General features: G+C 69.9%; 15 protein-coding genes and 1 riboswitch. Of the genes, 9 read left to right on the top strand and 6 right to left on the bottom strand.

Annotation, left to right across the window (positions count from 1 at the left end; translation table 11 throughout):
• Positions 1-241: 241 nt before the first annotated feature.
• Both AB0H84_RS15550 and mgrA read left to right on the top strand, forming a co-directional pair.
• The gene (locus AB0H84_RS15550; RefSeq protein WP_357603739.1) at positions 242-2,338 is read left to right on the top strand and encodes a S9 family peptidase; all 2,097 of its coding nucleotides are present in this window, start codon (positions 242-244) and stop codon (positions 2,336-2,338) included.
• Positions 2,335-3,333, top strand: a complete 999-nt coding sequence (gene mgrA, locus AB0H84_RS15545) for an L-glyceraldehyde 3-phosphate reductase (protein WP_357603737.1) — start codon at positions 2,335-2,337, stop codon at positions 3,331-3,333. Before AB0H84_RS15550 ends, mgrA begins: the two co-directional genes overlap by 4 nt.
• Here the strand turns inward: mgrA and AB0H84_RS15540 are convergent.
• Entirely contained in the window at positions 3,302-5,677 is a 2,376-nt protein-coding gene (locus tag AB0H84_RS15540) for a lysylphosphatidylglycerol synthase transmembrane domain-containing protein (protein ID WP_357603735.1), read from the bottom strand. The genes mgrA and AB0H84_RS15540 overlap by 32 nt on opposite strands.
• Positions 5,678-5,858: 181 nt before the next feature.
• Between AB0H84_RS15540 and AB0H84_RS15535 the strand changes: the two genes are divergently transcribed.
• Positions 5,859-7,874 (top strand): molybdopterin oxidoreductase family protein, encoded by a 2,016-nt coding sequence (locus AB0H84_RS15535; RefSeq protein WP_357603733.1) that lies wholly within the window; start codon positions 5,859-5,861, stop codon positions 7,872-7,874.
• On the opposite strand, the gene AB0H84_RS15530 is transcribed toward AB0H84_RS15535, so the two are convergent.
• Positions 7,852-8,595 (bottom strand): hypothetical protein, encoded by a 744-nt coding sequence (locus AB0H84_RS15530; RefSeq protein WP_357603731.1) that lies wholly within the window; start codon positions 8,593-8,595, stop codon positions 7,852-7,854. The genes AB0H84_RS15535 and AB0H84_RS15530 overlap by 23 nt on opposite strands.
• Positions 8,596-8,665: 70 nt before the next feature.
• On the opposite strand from AB0H84_RS15530, the gene AB0H84_RS15525 reads away from it, so the two are divergent.
• Positions 8,666-9,208 (top strand): helix-turn-helix transcriptional regulator, encoded by a 543-nt coding sequence (locus tag AB0H84_RS15525; protein ID WP_345001286.1) that lies wholly within the window; start codon positions 8,666-8,668, stop codon positions 9,206-9,208.
• Here the strand turns inward: AB0H84_RS15525 and AB0H84_RS15520 are convergent.
• Both AB0H84_RS15520 and AB0H84_RS15515 read right to left on the bottom strand, forming a co-directional pair.
• Entirely contained in the window at positions 9,187-9,651 is a 465-nt protein-coding gene (locus tag AB0H84_RS15520) for a GNAT family N-acetyltransferase (protein ID WP_357603729.1), read from the bottom strand. The genes AB0H84_RS15525 and AB0H84_RS15520 overlap by 22 nt on opposite strands.
• Before the next feature lie 69 nt (positions 9,652-9,720).
• Positions 9,721-11,526: an acyl-CoA dehydrogenase gene (locus tag AB0H84_RS15515; protein WP_357603728.1), complete on the bottom strand. Its 1,806-nt coding sequence runs from the start codon at positions 11,524-11,526 to the stop codon at positions 9,721-9,723.
• Positions 11,527-11,628: 102 nt separating this feature from the next.
• Here AB0H84_RS15515 and AB0H84_RS15510 point away from each other — a divergent pair, with 102 nt between their 5' ends.
• The 3 genes from AB0H84_RS15510 (at position 11,629) to AB0H84_RS15500 (ending at position 13,278) form a co-directional block, all read left to right on the top strand.
• Positions 11,629-12,426, top strand: coding sequence for a methyltransferase domain-containing protein (locus AB0H84_RS15510; protein ID WP_357603726.1), 798 nt, complete (start codon positions 11,629-11,631; stop codon positions 12,424-12,426).
• A gap of 25 nt (positions 12,427-12,451) precedes the next feature.
• Positions 12,452-12,513: riboswitch (guanidine-III (ykkC-III) riboswitch) on the top strand.
• 32 nt (positions 12,514-12,545) lie between these two features.
• Positions 12,546-12,860, top strand: coding sequence for a multidrug efflux SMR transporter (locus AB0H84_RS15505; protein WP_357603724.1), 315 nt, complete (start codon positions 12,546-12,548; stop codon positions 12,858-12,860).
• 31 nt (positions 12,861-12,891) lie between these two features.
• Positions 12,892-13,278, top strand: coding sequence for a VOC family protein (locus AB0H84_RS15500; RefSeq protein WP_357603722.1), 387 nt, complete (start codon positions 12,892-12,894; stop codon positions 13,276-13,278).
• Between the two features lie 47 nt (positions 13,279-13,325).
• On the opposite strand, the gene AB0H84_RS15495 is transcribed toward AB0H84_RS15500, so the two are convergent.
• The gene (locus AB0H84_RS15495; RefSeq protein ID WP_357603720.1) at positions 13,326-13,775 is read right to left on the bottom strand and encodes a hypothetical protein; all 450 of its coding nucleotides are present in this window, start codon (positions 13,773-13,775) and stop codon (positions 13,326-13,328) included.
• Positions 13,776-13,883: 108 nt separating this feature from the next.
• On the opposite strand from AB0H84_RS15495, the gene AB0H84_RS15490 reads away from it, so the two are divergent.
• Positions 13,884-14,822 (top strand): MBL fold metallo-hydrolase, encoded by a 939-nt coding sequence (locus AB0H84_RS15490; protein WP_357603718.1) that lies wholly within the window; start codon positions 13,884-13,886, stop codon positions 14,820-14,822.
• Between the two features lie 71 nt (positions 14,823-14,893).
• Complete coding sequence (locus AB0H84_RS15485) at positions 14,894-15,118, top strand: hypothetical protein (protein ID WP_345001270.1); 225 nt, start codon at positions 14,894-14,896, stop codon at positions 15,116-15,118.
• On the opposite strand, the gene AB0H84_RS15480 is transcribed toward AB0H84_RS15485, so the two are convergent.
• Positions 15,115-15,408 (bottom strand): Dabb family protein, encoded by a 294-nt coding sequence (locus tag AB0H84_RS15480; protein WP_357603716.1) that lies wholly within the window; start codon positions 15,406-15,408, stop codon positions 15,115-15,117. The two genes, AB0H84_RS15485 and AB0H84_RS15480, sit on opposite strands and share 4 nt — an antisense overlap.
• Between the last annotated feature and the right edge of the window lie 24 nt (positions 15,409-15,432).

The raw sequence follows: 15,432 nt of genomic DNA, 5'->3' as shown, positions 1-15,432 counted from the left end.
CTGTCAAATTGACCCGACTTGCTCGACCTGCTGGAATTAATCCGCGCCCCGCTTCCGGGACAACCCCTCTAACTTACCAGCCCCTCCGGAGTGATGCGTACATCCACCGAAGTGAGGAGGAGAAGAAGGGTTGCGCCGTACCGCGTCGGCTCTTCAAGATTAGCAGCGCTCCCGAGCTCTCGAGCCGGTTCGCCGTGTTCCACGGACACAGATCGATCACGACCGAACATAGACTCCCCACGTGAGCAGCAACACGCCGCCAGTGGCGAAGAAGATCCCGACGAAGCGCACCCATCACGGTGACACCGTCATAGACGAGTACGCCTGGCTGAGCAACAAGGAAGATCCAGATACCACCGCCTATCTGGAGGCCGAGAACGAATTCCTCAAACAGCACACCGCTCACCTCTCCGATCTCCAGGAGGAGGTGTTCCAGGAGATCAAGGGCCGCACGCAGGAAACGGATCTCTCCGTCCCCAGCCGCAAGGGCGCCTGGTGGTACTTCTCGCGTACGGAGGAGGGCAAGCAGTACTCCGTCTCGTGCCGTGTCCCCGCGGAGGGCGACGCGCCCCCGGAGATCACCCCAGGCGTGCGGCTCGACCGCGAGCAGGTGATCCTGGACGGCAACGAGCTCGCCGGCGACAGCCCGTTCTTCTCGATCGGCACCAGCGCCGTCACTCCGGACGGCACGATGCTGGCCTACGCGACCGACTACAAGGGCGACGAGCGCTTCACGCTCAGGTTCAAGAATCTCGAGACGGGCGAGGTGCTCCCCGACGAGATCACGGACATCTTCTACGGGGGCTGCTGGTCGGCCGACGGCTCGACGTTCTTCTACACGCGCGTGGACGACGCCTGGCGCCCGTTCCAGGTCTACCGGCACACCCTCGGCACCGAGGAGGACGTGCTGGTCTACGAGGAGACCGACGAGCGTTACTGGGTCGGCATCGGGCTCACGCGGAGCGAGAAGTACCTGGTGCTCGGCGCGGGCAGCAAGATCACCAGCGAGGTGCGCCTTCTCGACGCCACCGACCCCACGGGTGAGTTCACGGTGGTGCGCCCCAGGAAGACGGGCGTCGAGTACGGCGTCGAGCACGCGGGCGACTTCTTCTACGTGCTCCACAACGAGAACGCCGAGAACTTCGAGCTGGCCACCGCGCCGCTCGACGACCCCGCCACCTGGACCCCGCTGATCGCCCACCGCGACGACACCCGGCTCCTGGAGATCGACGCGTTCTCCGACCACGCCGTCGTGCACTTCCGCCGCGACGGGCTGACCGGTCTGCGGATCCTCCCCTATCCGAACCATCCCGACGCGCAGGACTGGCGTGGGCGGATCGAGGCCGCCGAGCGGAACGCGTACGAGATCGACTTCCCCGAGCCGCTCTACGACGTCGGCCCCGCGGGCAACCCGGAGTTCACCACCACCAGGCTCAGGCTGGCGTACACGAGCATGGTCACCCCGCCCAGCGTGTACGACTACGAGCTCGACACGCACGAGCTGATCCTGCTCAAGCGGCGCCCGGTGCTGGGCGGCTTCGACCCCGCTGACTACGAGCAGTTCAGGGAGTGGGCCACGGCCGAGGACGGCACGAGGATCCCCGTGTCCATCGTGAAGCGCAAGGACGCCGCCAAGCCCGCCCCGACCGTGCTGTACGGGTACGGAAGCTACGAGACCTCCATCGACCCCGCCTTCTCGGTCCCGAGGCTCTCGCTGCTCGACCGCGGGTTCGTCTTCGCCGTCGCGCACGTCAGGGGCGGCGGCGAGATGGGCCGCCGCTGGTACGAGGAGGGCAAGCTCACCAGGAAGCGCAACACGTTCACCGACTTCGTGGCCGTGGCGAGGCACCTGAAGGCGACCGGATGGAGCGAGCGGATCATCGCCAGGGGCGGCTCCGCGGGCGGCCTGCTGATGGGCGCCGTGACGAACCTCGCGCCGGAGGAGTTCGCGGGCGTGGTGGCAGAGGTGCCGTTCGTCGACGCGTTGAACACCATCCTCGATCCCTCGCTCCCGCTCACCGTGATCGAATGGGACGAGTGGGGCGACCCGCTCCACGACCCCGACGTCTACGCCTACATGAAGAGCTACACGCCGTACGAGAACGTGGACGGCCGGGCGTACCCGCCGATCCTGGCGATCACCAGCCTGAACGACACCCGCGTGATGTACCACGAGCCGGCGAAGTGGATCGCCAGGCTCCGCGCGACGGCGAGCGGCGGGCCGTTCCTGCTCAAGACGGAGATGGGCGCCGGGCACGGCGGACGCAGCGGGCGCTACGACGCCTGGCGCGAGGAGGCCTTCGCGCTGTCGTGGATCATCGAAAGGGGCACCTCATGACCTACCAGGCAGACGAGCGGCGTTACGAGCGGCAGCCGTACAACCGCAGCGGCCGCAGCGGGCTGAAGTTGCCCGCGGTGTCCCTGGGCCTGTGGCACAACTTCGGCGACAACCGGCCGATCGAGAACTCCCGGGCGATCCTGCGGCGCGCGTTCGATCTCGGGGTGACCCACTTCGACCTGGCCAACAACTACGGCGTCCCGTACGGCTCGGCGGAGCAGAACTTCGGGCGCATCCTGCGCGAGGATTTCGCGCACTATCGGGATGAGCTGATCATCTCCACCAAGGCCGGGTACGACATGTGGCCGGGCCCGTACGGCGAGTGGGGCTCGCGCAAATACCTCCTGGCCAGCCTCGACCAGTCACTTCAGCGCATGGGCCTGGAGTACGTCGACATCTTCTACAGCCACCGCCCCGACCCGGAGACGCCGCTCGAGGAGACCATGGGGGCGCTCGACCGGGCCGTACGCTCGGGCAAGGCGCTCTACGCGGGCATCTCCAGCTACTCGGCCGAGCAGACCGCCCAGGCCGCGCGGATCATGCGCGAGCTGGGCACGCCGCTGCTCATCCACCAGCCGTCCTACTCGATGATCAACCGGTGGATCGAGGACGGCCTGCTGGACGCGGTGGAGGAGGCGGGCATGGGCTGCATCGTGTTCTCGCCGCTGGCACAGGGCCTGCTGACCGACCGCTACCTCGACGGCGTGCCGGCCGACTCGCGGGCGGCCACGAGCCGGTTCCTGAGCGAGGACCGGATCAACCGCGAGCTGGCGCGCGACCTCAACGAGATCGCGAAGGGCCGGGGGCAGACGCTGGCCCAGATGGCGCTGTCGTGGACGCTGAAGGACCCGCGGGTGACGAGCACGCTGATCGGGGCGAGCAGCGTGAAGCAGCTCGAGGACAACGTCGCCTGCGTGGACGGCCCCGCCTTCACGGAGGACGAACTTCAGGCCATCGAGAAAATCACAGCGCTTCGTGCCGCTGGAGGTAGGTGAAGGAGGCCCAGCCGGGCAGCACCGGGAGCCAGAACGTGAAGAGCCGGTGCAGCAGCACGGCCGAGGTGGCCAGCTCGGCCGGCAGGCCCGCCACGGTCAGCCCCAGCACGAGCGCGCCCTCGACCGCGCCCAGCCCGCCGGGTGTGGGTGCGGCCGAGCCGATCGCGTTGGCCGTGAGGTAGACGACGGCCACGGCGGTGAAGCTGAGGTCACCGCCGAAGGCCGCCACACAGGCGTCCAGGCAGACCACGAACGCGATGGTGATCATGAGCGTGCCCGTGCACGCCTCGACCATCTTGCGCGGCGACTGCAGCACGTCGAGGAGCCGCGGCAGCACGTTCGAGAAGAGCCTGCGCATCCGCGAGGTGACCATCCTGCGCAGCGGCGGCACGCCGAGCACGATCACGACCAGCACCGCCACCGCCAGCAGCACCCCGACGAGCCCGCGCGACGGCGTGAACGAGGTGTTGGTGTTGGAGCCGGTGATGTAGGCGAACAGCAGCAGCAGCGCGATGTGGAAGACCAGCATGATGAGCTGCGAGGCCCCCACGCTCGCCACCGCGCTGGCCGGCGGGATGCCGCGCTTCTGCAGGTAGCGGGTGTTGATGGCGACGCCGCCCACGGCCGCGGGCGTGACGAGCTTGACGAACGAGGAGGCGAACTGCACGAGCACCGTGCGCCACAGCGGCAGGTACTCGGGCACGAACCCCCTCAGCATCAGCGCGGCGGCCACGAAGCTGGTGAACGAGGCGACCAGCGCGAGCCCCGACCAGGCCCAGTTGGCCGTGGTGACCACCTGGTAGACGTTGACCTGGCTGAGCTGGGAGAGCAGGAAGTAGGCGGCCAGCGTGCTGGCGATGATCGTGACCAGGGTGCGCGGCCTGAACCGCTCGAGGCGTACCTCCTCGACCTTGGCCTGCGGCTTGAGCGCGACGATCTGCTCGCGGATGCCGGGCAGCACGTGCTTGGCCTTCGACAGGGCCGAGCGCGTCTCCCGGGTCAGCGCGATCTGCTGGAGCAGCGGCATGGCGGCGGCCAGGGTGTCCGGCCCCATGACCGCCGCCGCGGCCCGCACCGAGCGCTCGGGGCCGACCCGCAGCGCCAGGTAGGTGAGGAGCTGGGCGACGTCGAGCCTGAGCAGCAGGTCTCCGGCGGCGATCTCGCCGCTGCGGGCGTCGGTCAGCACGACGCGCCCCGCCCGGTCGAGGTGGATGCTGTCGCCGGTGAGCCGCCGGTGCGCCAGGCGCTGAACGTGCAGGAGCTCGACCTGCTCCCAGATCTGGGCCAGCAGGTCGTCGTCGATCTGCTCGTCGGGCACCTCGTCGAGCGGGCGCGTCTCGAGGTGCTCGTACGCGAGCAGCGCGGCCTCGGTGCCGATCTCGCTGGTGCCGAGGAGCCGGGGCGTGCTCGCGCCGGCCGCCTGGGCCGCGTACGCCATGAGCGCCTCGCGCTCGAGCTCGGCACGGAGCGACCTGATGGCCCTGCGCCTGGTCTCGGAGTGGAGCCTGATGCGCCGCCACAGCCGGTACGGCAGCCCGGCCACCTGCCGGTCGCGGTCGAGCACGGTGACGTCGAGGTTGGCGCCGTCCTTGAGCCCGATGGCGTAGCGGCGGCTGCCCTGGTGGTCGTCCTCGATGCGGCGGGCCGAGACCACCGTGAACTCCAGCTTGCGCAGCGCGGCCACCACGGCGCTCCCCGGCGGCCTGGTGTTGGGGCTGCCGACGCCGTAGAGGGTGGCGTAGCCGATGGCCATGCCGACCAGCACGGTGACGATGGCGCTGGGCAGCGTGATCTGCCTGCCGGAGAAGAACGCGAGGATGTAGAGCGCGATCGTGGTCCACATCAGCATGCGCCAGGTGGGCCGGCGCGAGATGCGGACGGCGGTGGCGTACGCGACGACCGAGGTGAGCAGCGTGTTCAGCGGCTCGATCGTCCTGTCGCCGGTCAGCAGCACGCGCAGGTCGTCGGCGTTGCCCGCGACGAGCCACTGCCCGAGCAGGAACGATCCGGCCATGCCGACGATCGCGGCGATCAGCCCTTCCGCGACGCGCAGGCCGTCGCGGTGGAAGACCCGCTCGACCGCGAACGCCGCGGGCACGATGAGCACGGCTGCGCCGCCCAGGAAGGCGGCGACCCTGCTGAGCAGGGGCACCAGTTGCGCGCCCTCCTTGACGTCCTGCTCCAGGCCGATGAGCGTCTGCTTGGCGACCAGCATGAGCAGGACGGCCGCGCCGAGCACGATCACCGTGGCGAAGAAGCGCAGCAGGTCGGAGGGACGGCGTAGGCGCTGGGGCAGCAGCGGCTCTACGACGTAGACGTCGCTTTCCGCGCGTGACTCAGCCACGGCTGGATCCCCCTCCGCGAGGTCCTCCGCGTCATCTCGTTCCCTGATTTCGGCCACCGACAGAGATTCTGCACCTTCCCGGCCCGACCGTACGATCTCCAGAATTCCAGTCTGCTAAATCGTCCCCGTAGTCGTCGCACCGGGCAGGCTACACGCATTTGCAGAACGTAGTCTGTGAGCCATGTCGCGTGAACTGAGAGTTTTGGGGGCGTGTCCGTTGGACTGCCCGGATACCTGCTCCTGGATCGTCACAGTGGAGGACGGCAAGGCCGTCAAACTACGCGGCAACCCCGACCAGCCCTACACCAGAGGCGCGCTCTGCGTGAAGGTCAACCGCTACCTGGAGCACACCCAGGCGGACGACCGCATCCTCTACCCGCTGCGCCGTACGGGGCCCAAGGGTTCCGGCCAGTTCGAGCGCATCACCTGGGAAGAGGCGCTCGACGAGATCTCCGTACGGCTGCGCGCCATCGTCGAGGAGCACGGCGGCGAGGCCATCTGGCCCTATCTGGGCACGGGCACGCTCGGCTACCTGCAGGGCTGCGAGGGCGTGGCCGGGCGGCGGTTCTGGAACGTGCTGGGCGCCTCCAAGCACTGGCTCAACATCTGCTCGGCGGCCGGCAGCAGCGGCCTGGCCCGTACGAACGGCACCGCGGCCGGCATGGACCCGGAGAACTTCGCGCTGGCCAGGCTGATCCTGCTCTGGGGCACGAACACGCTGACCAGCGGCCACCACCTGTGGAAGTTCATCCAGGACGCGCGGGCGAACGGCGCGCACGTCGTGGCCATCGACCCGATCCGCACCAGGACGGCCGACCAGGCCGACGAGTACCTGGCGATCAGGCCGGGCACGGACGCGGCGCTCGCGCTCGGGCTGCTCAACGTCGTGCTGGCGGAGAACGCGCAGGACGAGGAGTTCCTGGCCGAGCACACGCAGGGCTGGGAGGACTTCCGCCAGGAGATCCTCAGATATCCGGTCGAGACTGTGGCCGAAATCACCGGCATCCCCGCCGAGGCCGTCCACAGCCTGGGGATGCGCCTCGCGCACACCCGCCCCACCGCCATCCGCGCCACCATGGGCCTCCAGCGCCACGAGGGCGGAGGCACCGCGCTGCGGACGATCGGGGCGATCCCGGGCGTCACCGGCGACTGGCGCCACCCCGGCGGCGGCGTGGCGTACTCGACCAGCGGCCATGTCCACTTCGACATCGACATGCGCGACGACCTGCTGGCCAAGCCGGTCCGCACGCTGGTCATGACCAAGATCGCCTCGCAGCTCGACGACGTGAAGTGCCTGTGGGTGTACGCGGCCAACCCGGCGGGCTCGAGCCCCGACGCGAACGCGATCCGGCGGCAGCTCGCCCGCGAGGACCTGTTCACGGTGGTCATGGAGCAGTTCCCGACCGACACCGTGGACTACGCCGACATCGTGCTGCCCGCGACCATGCAGACCGAGCACCACGACCTGCACGCCGGGTACGGGCACCTCTACCTGCTGTGGAACGAGCCCGCCGTGCCGCCGCCCGGCGAGTGCCTGTCCACGACGGAGACGTTCCGGCGGCTGGCGGCGCACATGGGGATGACCGAGCCGTCGCTGTTCGACTCGGACCTGGAGCTGGCCGAGCAGCTGCTCTCCAGCGGGCACCCGTCGCTGGAGGGCGTCACGCTCGACCGGCTGCGCAAGGAGGGCTGGGTGCGGATGAACTATCCCCAGCCCTTCGCGCCGTTCGCCGAGGGCTTCCCGACGCCGTCCGGCAAGCTGCGCTTCCCGCCCGCGGGCAAGGCGTACACGCCGTCCCACACGACCCGGGAGCGGGGGCGCTCGCCGTACCCGCTGGCCCTGGTGACGCCCGCCTCGCACACGTTCCTCAACACCACCTTCGGCAACAACCCGGAGCTGCGGCGGCGCGCCAAGGACCCCGTGGTGCTGGTCAACCCGGCCGACGCGGCGGCGCGCGGCCTGGTGGGCGGGCAGCGGGTACGCGTGCACAACGACGGCGGGGAGTTCCTGGCGGACGTGGAGATCAGCGACCGGGTGGCGCCCGGCGTGGTGGCCTCGCCGAAGGGCCGCTGGCCGAAGCTCACCCCGGGCGGCGCCAACCCGAACGCGGTCGTGGCGGAGCGGGACGGGGACATGGGCAGGGGCCCCGGCTTCCACGACAACCTGGTCGAGATCAGCCCTTGTGCCGCGCCATGAAGGCATCGATCCTGTCGAGCACCTGCTGCGCGTGAGGGCTCGCCAGCAGGGCCGAGGCGTGCAGGCTCTCCCCCGGGATGACCAGCAGCTCGTTGTCCGGGGATCTGGCGGCGGCGTCGTGCGCCTTCGCCAGGTCGCCGGCGCCGCCGTAGCCGTCGTTCGCCGAGCCGATCTGGAGGAGCGGCACGGTCAGCCTGCCGGCGTTCTCCTCGCTGATCCGGCCTGAGAGGGCCACGACGCCGGCCGCCTCGGGGCCGAGCCTGAGTGCCGCGGGGACCGCGGTGGTGGCGCCGATCGAACCGCCGACCAGGAAGACCCGCTTGACGCCCCGCTCCTTGAGCAGGCGCCGGGCCATGGCGACCGCGGTGTCCTCGGGGAGGGACTGCGCGGAGCGGGTGTAGACGAGCACGCGGTAGCGGGAGGTCAGGCGGTCGAAGAGCGGGCGCCAGGAGCACACGGTGCCGCGGCGCTCGTACGTGATGACCACGCCGACGGAGCCCGCGCCTCCGATGATCCCGGGCATGTCGCCGTCGTAGGTGAAGATCTTGCCGTCGTTCTGGTGGTAGCACCCCGAGACGTCCGGGCCGGTGGGCGGCGGGGTGCTCACCGAGGCGCTGGGGACGGCCGGGCTGCTCGGAGCGGGGACCGCCCCCGTGCCGCCCCCGCTCCCGCACGCGGCCAGCGCCATCACGAACCCCATGACACCGATCAAGCCGCGCACGGCCGTTCCCCTCTCCGCAGACTATGTCAGAACTGACATAGTTCTAGGGGCACCTTATCCTTGGGCGACCATGACCTCAACGCTCGGATTCGCGATCCTCGCCGTGCTGGCGCGCGGCGACCGCACGGGATACGACCTCGCCGCGGCCATGCGGCGGCCGGTCGGCTACTTCTGGACGGCCGGACACAGCCAGATCCACGCGGAGCTGCAGAAGCTGCGGGCGGCCGGGCTGGTCGGGTTCGAGGCCGAGCACGGGCCGGGGCCGCAGGGCAGGAAGGTCTACCACCTGACGGCCGAGGGCATGCGGGCGCTGCGTGAATGGGTCACCGAGCCGCCGCGCGAGCGGCCCGAGCGCGACGAGCTGGTGCTGAAGACGTACGCGTCGTGGCTGGCCGAGCCGGAGCTGGTCAGGCGGATGTTCGCCGACCAGCTCGCCGCGCACGAGGCGCGGCTGGCCGAGTACGAGCGGCACGAGGCGTCATTCGACGGGCCGCCCGCGTTCGGGGATCCCCGGTTCGGCAACTACGCGACGTTGCGGTGCGGACTGAGTTACGAGCGGCACCGGGCCGACTGGTGCCGGTGGATGCTGGCTCAGCTCAGCGAGAGCTTGTAGCCCACGTGGGAGGCCGTGAAGCCGAGGTTGTCGTAGAAGCGGTGCGCGTCCGTACGTGACTTGTCGGAGGTGAGCTGCACGATCGCGCAGCCGCGCTCCCGCGCCCGGTCGACGGCCCACTGGATCATGCGGCGGCCGAGGCCCTGTCCGCGGGTGGCGGCGGCGACCCTGACGGCCTCGATCTGGCACCGCTCGGCGCCCAGCCGCGACAGCCCGGCCAGGTACGTGAGCTGCATGGTGCCCACCACCTCGCCGTCCTGCTCGGCCACGATCAGCTCGTCGTACGGGTTGGCGTCGACCCGCTCGAACGCCGCCAGGTAACGCTCGTCGTCCGGGTCCCCCTCGCGTGTAGCGCCGAGATGGTCGTCGGCGAGCATGGCCACGATCGCGGGCACGTCCTCCTTGCGGGCGGCGCGGAAGAGCGTTCTGTCTGTTTGCTGCATGTCCGAATGATGTCAGGGGCGAGTGCGCCCGCACGCCGCGGGCGCACTCACAGGGGGGCACGGAAGGCCCTAGAACGCCTCCTCCGGGAGGTCCATGAGCTCCTGGCCGGTGGAGTCGACCACGCGCCGCTCGGCGGCCAGACGGGGCAGCACGGTCTTGGCGAAGAACGAGGCCGCGGCGATCTTGCCCAGATAGAACGGGTCCTCGCCCTCGGCCAGCTTCTCCAGCGCCACCTCGGCCTGCCGCAGCAGCAGCCAGCCGATCACCAGGTCGCCCAGCGCGAGCAGGAGCCTGGTGCTGTTCAGGCCGACCTTGTAGACCTCGGTGGGCGTCTCCAGCGAGGCCAGCGCCCAGCCCGCCATGGTGTCGCCCATGGCCTTGACCTCGGCGGCGGCCTCGGCGAGCAGCTTGCGCTCCTCCTTCAGCCGGCCGTTGCCCGCCTCGGAGGAGGCGAACTGGCCGATCTCGGTCAGCAGCGACCCGACCGCGGCGCCCTGGTTGCGCAGGATCTTCCTGAAGAACAGGTCGAGGCCCTGGATCGCGGTCGTGCCCTCGTACAGGGAGTCGATCTTGGAGTCCCTGATGTACTGCTCGATCGGGTAGTCCTGCAGGTAGCCCGAGCCGCCGAGGGTCTGCAGCGAGCGGGAGAGCAGCTCGTACGACCGTTCGGAGCCGACGCCCTTGACGATGGGCAGCAGCAGGTCGTTCATGTCGTGGGCGTGCCGGTCGTCCGGGTCGACGAGGAGGGCGTCCTGGAACGTGGCCGTGTAGAGCACCAGGGCCCGCATGCCCTCGGCGTACGACTTCTGCAGCATGAGCTCGCGCCGCACGTCCGGGTGGTGGCTGACGGTCACGCGCGGGGCGGTCTTGTCGGCCATCCGGGTCAGGTCGGCGCCCTGCACGCGCGACTTGGCGTACTCCAGGGCGTTCAGGTAGCCGGTGGAGAGCGTGGCGATGGCCTTGGTGCCGACCATCATGCGGGCGTGCTCGATCACCATGAACATCTGCCTGATGCCCTCGTGCACGTCGCCCACGAGGTAGCCGACCGCCGGGTGCTTGTCGCCGAAGGTCAGCTCGCACGTCGTGGAGATCTTCAGGCCCATCTTCTTCTCGACGTTCGTGACGTAGACGCCGTTGCGCTCGCCGAGCTCGCCGGTCTCCAGGTCCACGAGGTACTTCGGCACCAGGAACATCGACAGCCCCTTGGTGCCGGGGCCGTGGCCCTCGGGGCGGGCCAGGACGAGGTGGAAGATGTTCTCGGCCATGTCGTGCTCGGCGCTGGTGATGAAGCGCTTGACGCCCTCGATGTGCCAGGTGCCGTCCTCCTGCCGCACCGCCTTGGTACGCCCGGCGCCCACGTCGGACCCGGCGTCCGGCTCGGTGAGCACCATCGTGGCGCCCCACTCGCGCTCGATGGCCAGCTCCGCGAAGCGCTTCTGCTCCGGCGTGCCGACCTTCCACAGCGTGTAGGCGAAGTTGGGCCCCGCCGCGTACATGTAGAGCGCGGGGTTCGCGCCGAGCACCAGCTCGGCCGTGGCCCAGGCCAGGCTCCTCGGGATGCCGGGGCCGCCCAGCTCGGCGGGCAGGTCGAGGTTGGCCCAGCCCCCGTCGACCAGCGCCTTGTAGGACTTCTTGAACCCCTCGGGCATCGTCACGGAGCCGGTCGCCGCGTCGAACACGGGCGGGTGCCTGTCGCCCTCCTCGAAGGAGTCGGCGAGGACGCCGGTGGCCAGCCTGTTGACCTCGTCCAGAATGCCGCGGGCAACCTCCTCGTCCACATCCGCAAAGGGCCCTGTGCCGAGGATCTCGCGCCTGCCGAACACCTCGAAGAGGTTGAACTCCAGGTCACGCACGTTGCTCTTGTAGTGGCCCATGGGTGTCGATCTCCTTGAACCGAGGTTTCTGTACTGGCGAGTAACCTTACTCTGAAATGCTACCCGCGGGTAACCCGTGCTATGCATGGCATGCTGCTCTCCATGGACGCCGAAGAACTCGCCGCCAGATGGCGAGAGCGACTGGATTCCTGGGCCATTCCTGCCGAGATCATGGCCAAGGCTCCCGTTGACCCGTGGAGCCACTCCCCCGAGCGGTTCGGCGCCCGTACCGACAGGGCGCTGGCCGAGCCCGACGACGGCCCGACCATGACCCGGCTCTCCGAGGCGCTGCCCGACAAGGGCACGCTGCTCGACGTGGGCTCGGGCCCCGGCGCCTCGTCGCTGCCGCTGCACGAGCGCATCGGCCACCTCTACGCGGTCGACACCTCGCCCGCGATGCTGGAGGGGCTGACGGCCAGGGCGGAGAAGCTCGGTGTGCCGGTCACGGCGGTCGAGGGCCGCTGGCCCGACGTGGCCGACCAGGTGCCCGTGGTCGACGTCGCGGTGGCCGCGCACGTGGTCTACAACGTCCCCGACCTGGCGGACTTCCTGCGCGCGCTCGACGACCGCACGCAGGGGCGGGTGGTGATGGAGTTGCCGCACCGCCATCCCATGAGCTGGATGACGCCGCTGTGGCAGCACTTCCACGGGGTGGACCGGCCGGTGCGGCCCGTCGCCGAGGACTGCGTGGCGCTGGCGGCGGCGCTCGGCTTCGCGGTGCAGGTGGAGGAGCGGGAGGCTCCCCTGGAACGATTCACCTCGCTGGAGGAGCTGGCGGCGAGCGTGTGCCGCCGGGTCTGCCTCGACCCGTCAAGGGCGCAGGAGGTGGCGGAGACCGTGCTCGCCCTGGGCATGTGGCCGGTGCCCCGCGACCGGTGGGTCACCGTCTGGTGGGAATGACCCCGCCGCGCGCCGCGTTCCCCTCGATGAGCTGACCGCTCCCGGACGAGACGCGCCGTATTTCCCGGAACGCCAAGACGACGCATCCCTGACAGCCTCGTCCCAAGGGAGTTCCGATCATGGCGTGGATCGTCATCGTGCTGGCCGGCGTCTTCGAGGTCGCCATGGCCCTCTCGCTCAAGCTCAGCAACGGATTCAGCAACGGGTGGTGGGCGCTGTCGTTCTTCGTGACGGCCGCGCTGAGCTTCGGCCTGCTCTCGTACGCGCTCAGGACCCTCGAGGTGGGCACCGCGTACGCGGTCTGGACCGGCGTCGGCGCGGCGGGCACCGCGGTGCTCGGCATGATCGCCATGGGGGACGAGGTCTCGTTGCCGCGCCTCGTCTCGATCGCGCTGATCCTGGCCGGGGTCGTGGGCCTGCGGATACTGGCTTGACGTCGGGGAGCGGCCCCGCTTAGGTGACTGCGTGATTGAAATCCATGCCGTCACCATCGACGCCGCCGACCCGTACGAGATCGCCAGCTGGTGGAGCCAGGCCACCGGGCTGCCCCTCGGCGAGGGCGACAAGCCGGGCGACGACGAGGTCATGCTCCGTACCGAGCGGGACCCGTTCCTGCTGTTCATCCGCGTGCCCGAGGGCAAGACCGTGAAGAACCGGGTGCACCTCGACGTCAACGGCACCGAGGGCAGGACCCGTGACCAGGAGGTCGAGCGGCTGATCGGGCTGGGCGCGACCGTCTTCGACGACCGGCGCCAGCCCGACGGCACCGGCTGGGTGACCATGCGCGACCCCGAGGGCAACGAGTTCTGCGTGTGCAGGAGCCAGGCGGAGAGGCAGGCGGCGCAGAGCTGACCGCACTGGGCCGGTCCGCACTGGGCCGGTCCACACTGGGCCGGGCCTCACTCGGAGGATCGGGCGCGGCCCTGCATGGCGAGCGTGAGGACCCCGGCGATGAGGTAGACCAGCGCGCCGTGCCACAGGGCGTCCACCGCCGCGCCGAAGACCCCGTCGTCGTCGAACACGAGCTGCACCGGGTAGTCGAGCACGGCCACGATGCCCGCGGGCAGCAGCGAGAAGCGCCACGGGTGCCGCAACGACCAGATCCTGGCCTGGCGGGTCACCCGGTCGCCCTCGTGCGGCCTGGCGACCGCGCCGACCGCGGCGATCAGGGCGAACAGGCTGATGCCCAGGCCCAACGCCCACACCAGGTCGCCACCGCCCGTGAGGACGCCCAGGCCGAAGCTGGCCGCGGTGACCGCGCCGCCGCCGATGGCGGCGGCCTTCCAAGGGGCGCCGCGGAGCGCGGCGCCCGACAGCGAAATCTCGTCGCGTCGGCTGATCTCGTTCATGTCATCCATGCTGCATTTCCGGACATCCGGCAGCATCGGGGATGAACCCTGATTTCGACCCTGGGAGTCACGCCTGATCCCAGGGTTCCTTTCAGGTACCGTCGCGGCATGAGCTCGAGCACTCATGACCACCCCCTGGCGCCTCCCCGGGTCGAAGAGGTGTCCGACGGCGTCTACGCCTACATCCAGCCCGACGGGAGCTGGTGGATCAACAACACCGGGTTCCTGGCCGGGCGGCGTGGCGTGATCTGCGTCGACGCCTGCTCGACCGAGCGCCGTACGCGGGCGTTCCGCGAGGCCGTCCGCACGGTCAGCGACCGGCCGATCACCACGCTGATCAACACCCACCACCACGGCGACCATACGTTCGGCAACTGGCTCTTCCCCGAGGCCACGATCGTCGGGCACGAGGGCGTACGCGAGCAGATCCTGGCCGAGGGCGTCCCGGCCTACCTGCCCGCGTGGTCGCCCGAGGTGGAGTGGGGCGAGATGGTGGTGACGCCGCCGTTCCTCACCTTCACCGACCGGATCACCGTGCACTCCGACGACCTGCGGTGCGAGGTCAGGCACGTCGGCCACGCCGCGCATACGACGAACGACTCGTACGTGTGGATCCCCGAGCGGCGGCTGCTGTTCTCCGGCGACCTCGTGTTCAACGGCGGCACGCCGTTCGTGCTGATGGGCTCGGTGGCCGGGGCGCTGGACGCACTCGGTCAGCTCAAGGCGCTGGGGGCGGAGACGGTCGTGCCGGGGCACGGAGCGGTGTGCGGGCCGGAGGTGTACGACCGGGTGGAGGGCTACCTGCGGTTCGTGCAGGAGACCGCCGAGCGGGGCCGGGCGGCGGGGCTGTCGCCGCTGGACGCCGCCAGGGAGGCCGACCTGGGCGAGTGGGGCGGCCTGCTCGACTCCGAGCGCATCGTGGGCAACCTGCACCGCGCCTACGCCGAGCTCGACGGGCAGCCCCTCGGCGCCCCGATCGACCTGGCCGCCGCCGTGCTCGACATGATCACCTACAACGGCGGCAAGCCGCTGTCCTGCCTCGCCTGACAAGCCACGGGTGTGATCACCTGTACCCGGGTATTACCGTGGCTGTACTTGCCGTTTGCGTGGAGGTCGTCATGGGTGTCGGGGTCAGCATCTTCTTCCTCACGCTTGGCGCCATCCTGAAGTTCGCGATCGAGCCGGACGTGTTCGGCAAGAGCGTCCACATGGACGTCGTCGGCCTCATCTTCATGATCGTCGGCGGCGTGGGCGTGGTGCTGAGCATCGTGCTGGCCCCCAGGAGGGGGCGCACCTCCGACGACAGGCTGATGCACCGCGAGAACAACCCGCCGGAGATCTAGAGGCTCAGCTGCACCGCGGCGCGCGAGGCCAGGATCGGCTTGATGTGCTGCGCGATCACCGCCTGGTGATCGGGGTGGTCGCGGTAGACCAGGTAGTCGTCGACGCTGTCGAAGTCGGCCACCACCCCGTAGTCGTGGTTGCCCTGGTTGATGCCCGCGTCGGCGCCCACCGTGTACGCGCGCAGCTGGGGAATGACGCCGGGCAGCTTGCGCAGCTCGGCCGTCACCCTCTCCTTCTGCTCGTCGGTGGCGTCGTCGGTCCAGGTGAACAGCACGATGTGGCGAATCATGCGATCAACCTTATCGGTGGTGTA

The organism is Nonomuraea sp. NPDC050786 (assembly GCF_040654115.1).
Lineage (GTDB): Bacteria > Actinomycetota > Actinomycetes > Streptosporangiales > Streptosporangiaceae > Nonomuraea.
Note: the sequence above shows the minus strand (reverse complement) of the source record. Positions and strands in the feature narration are given on the sequence as shown.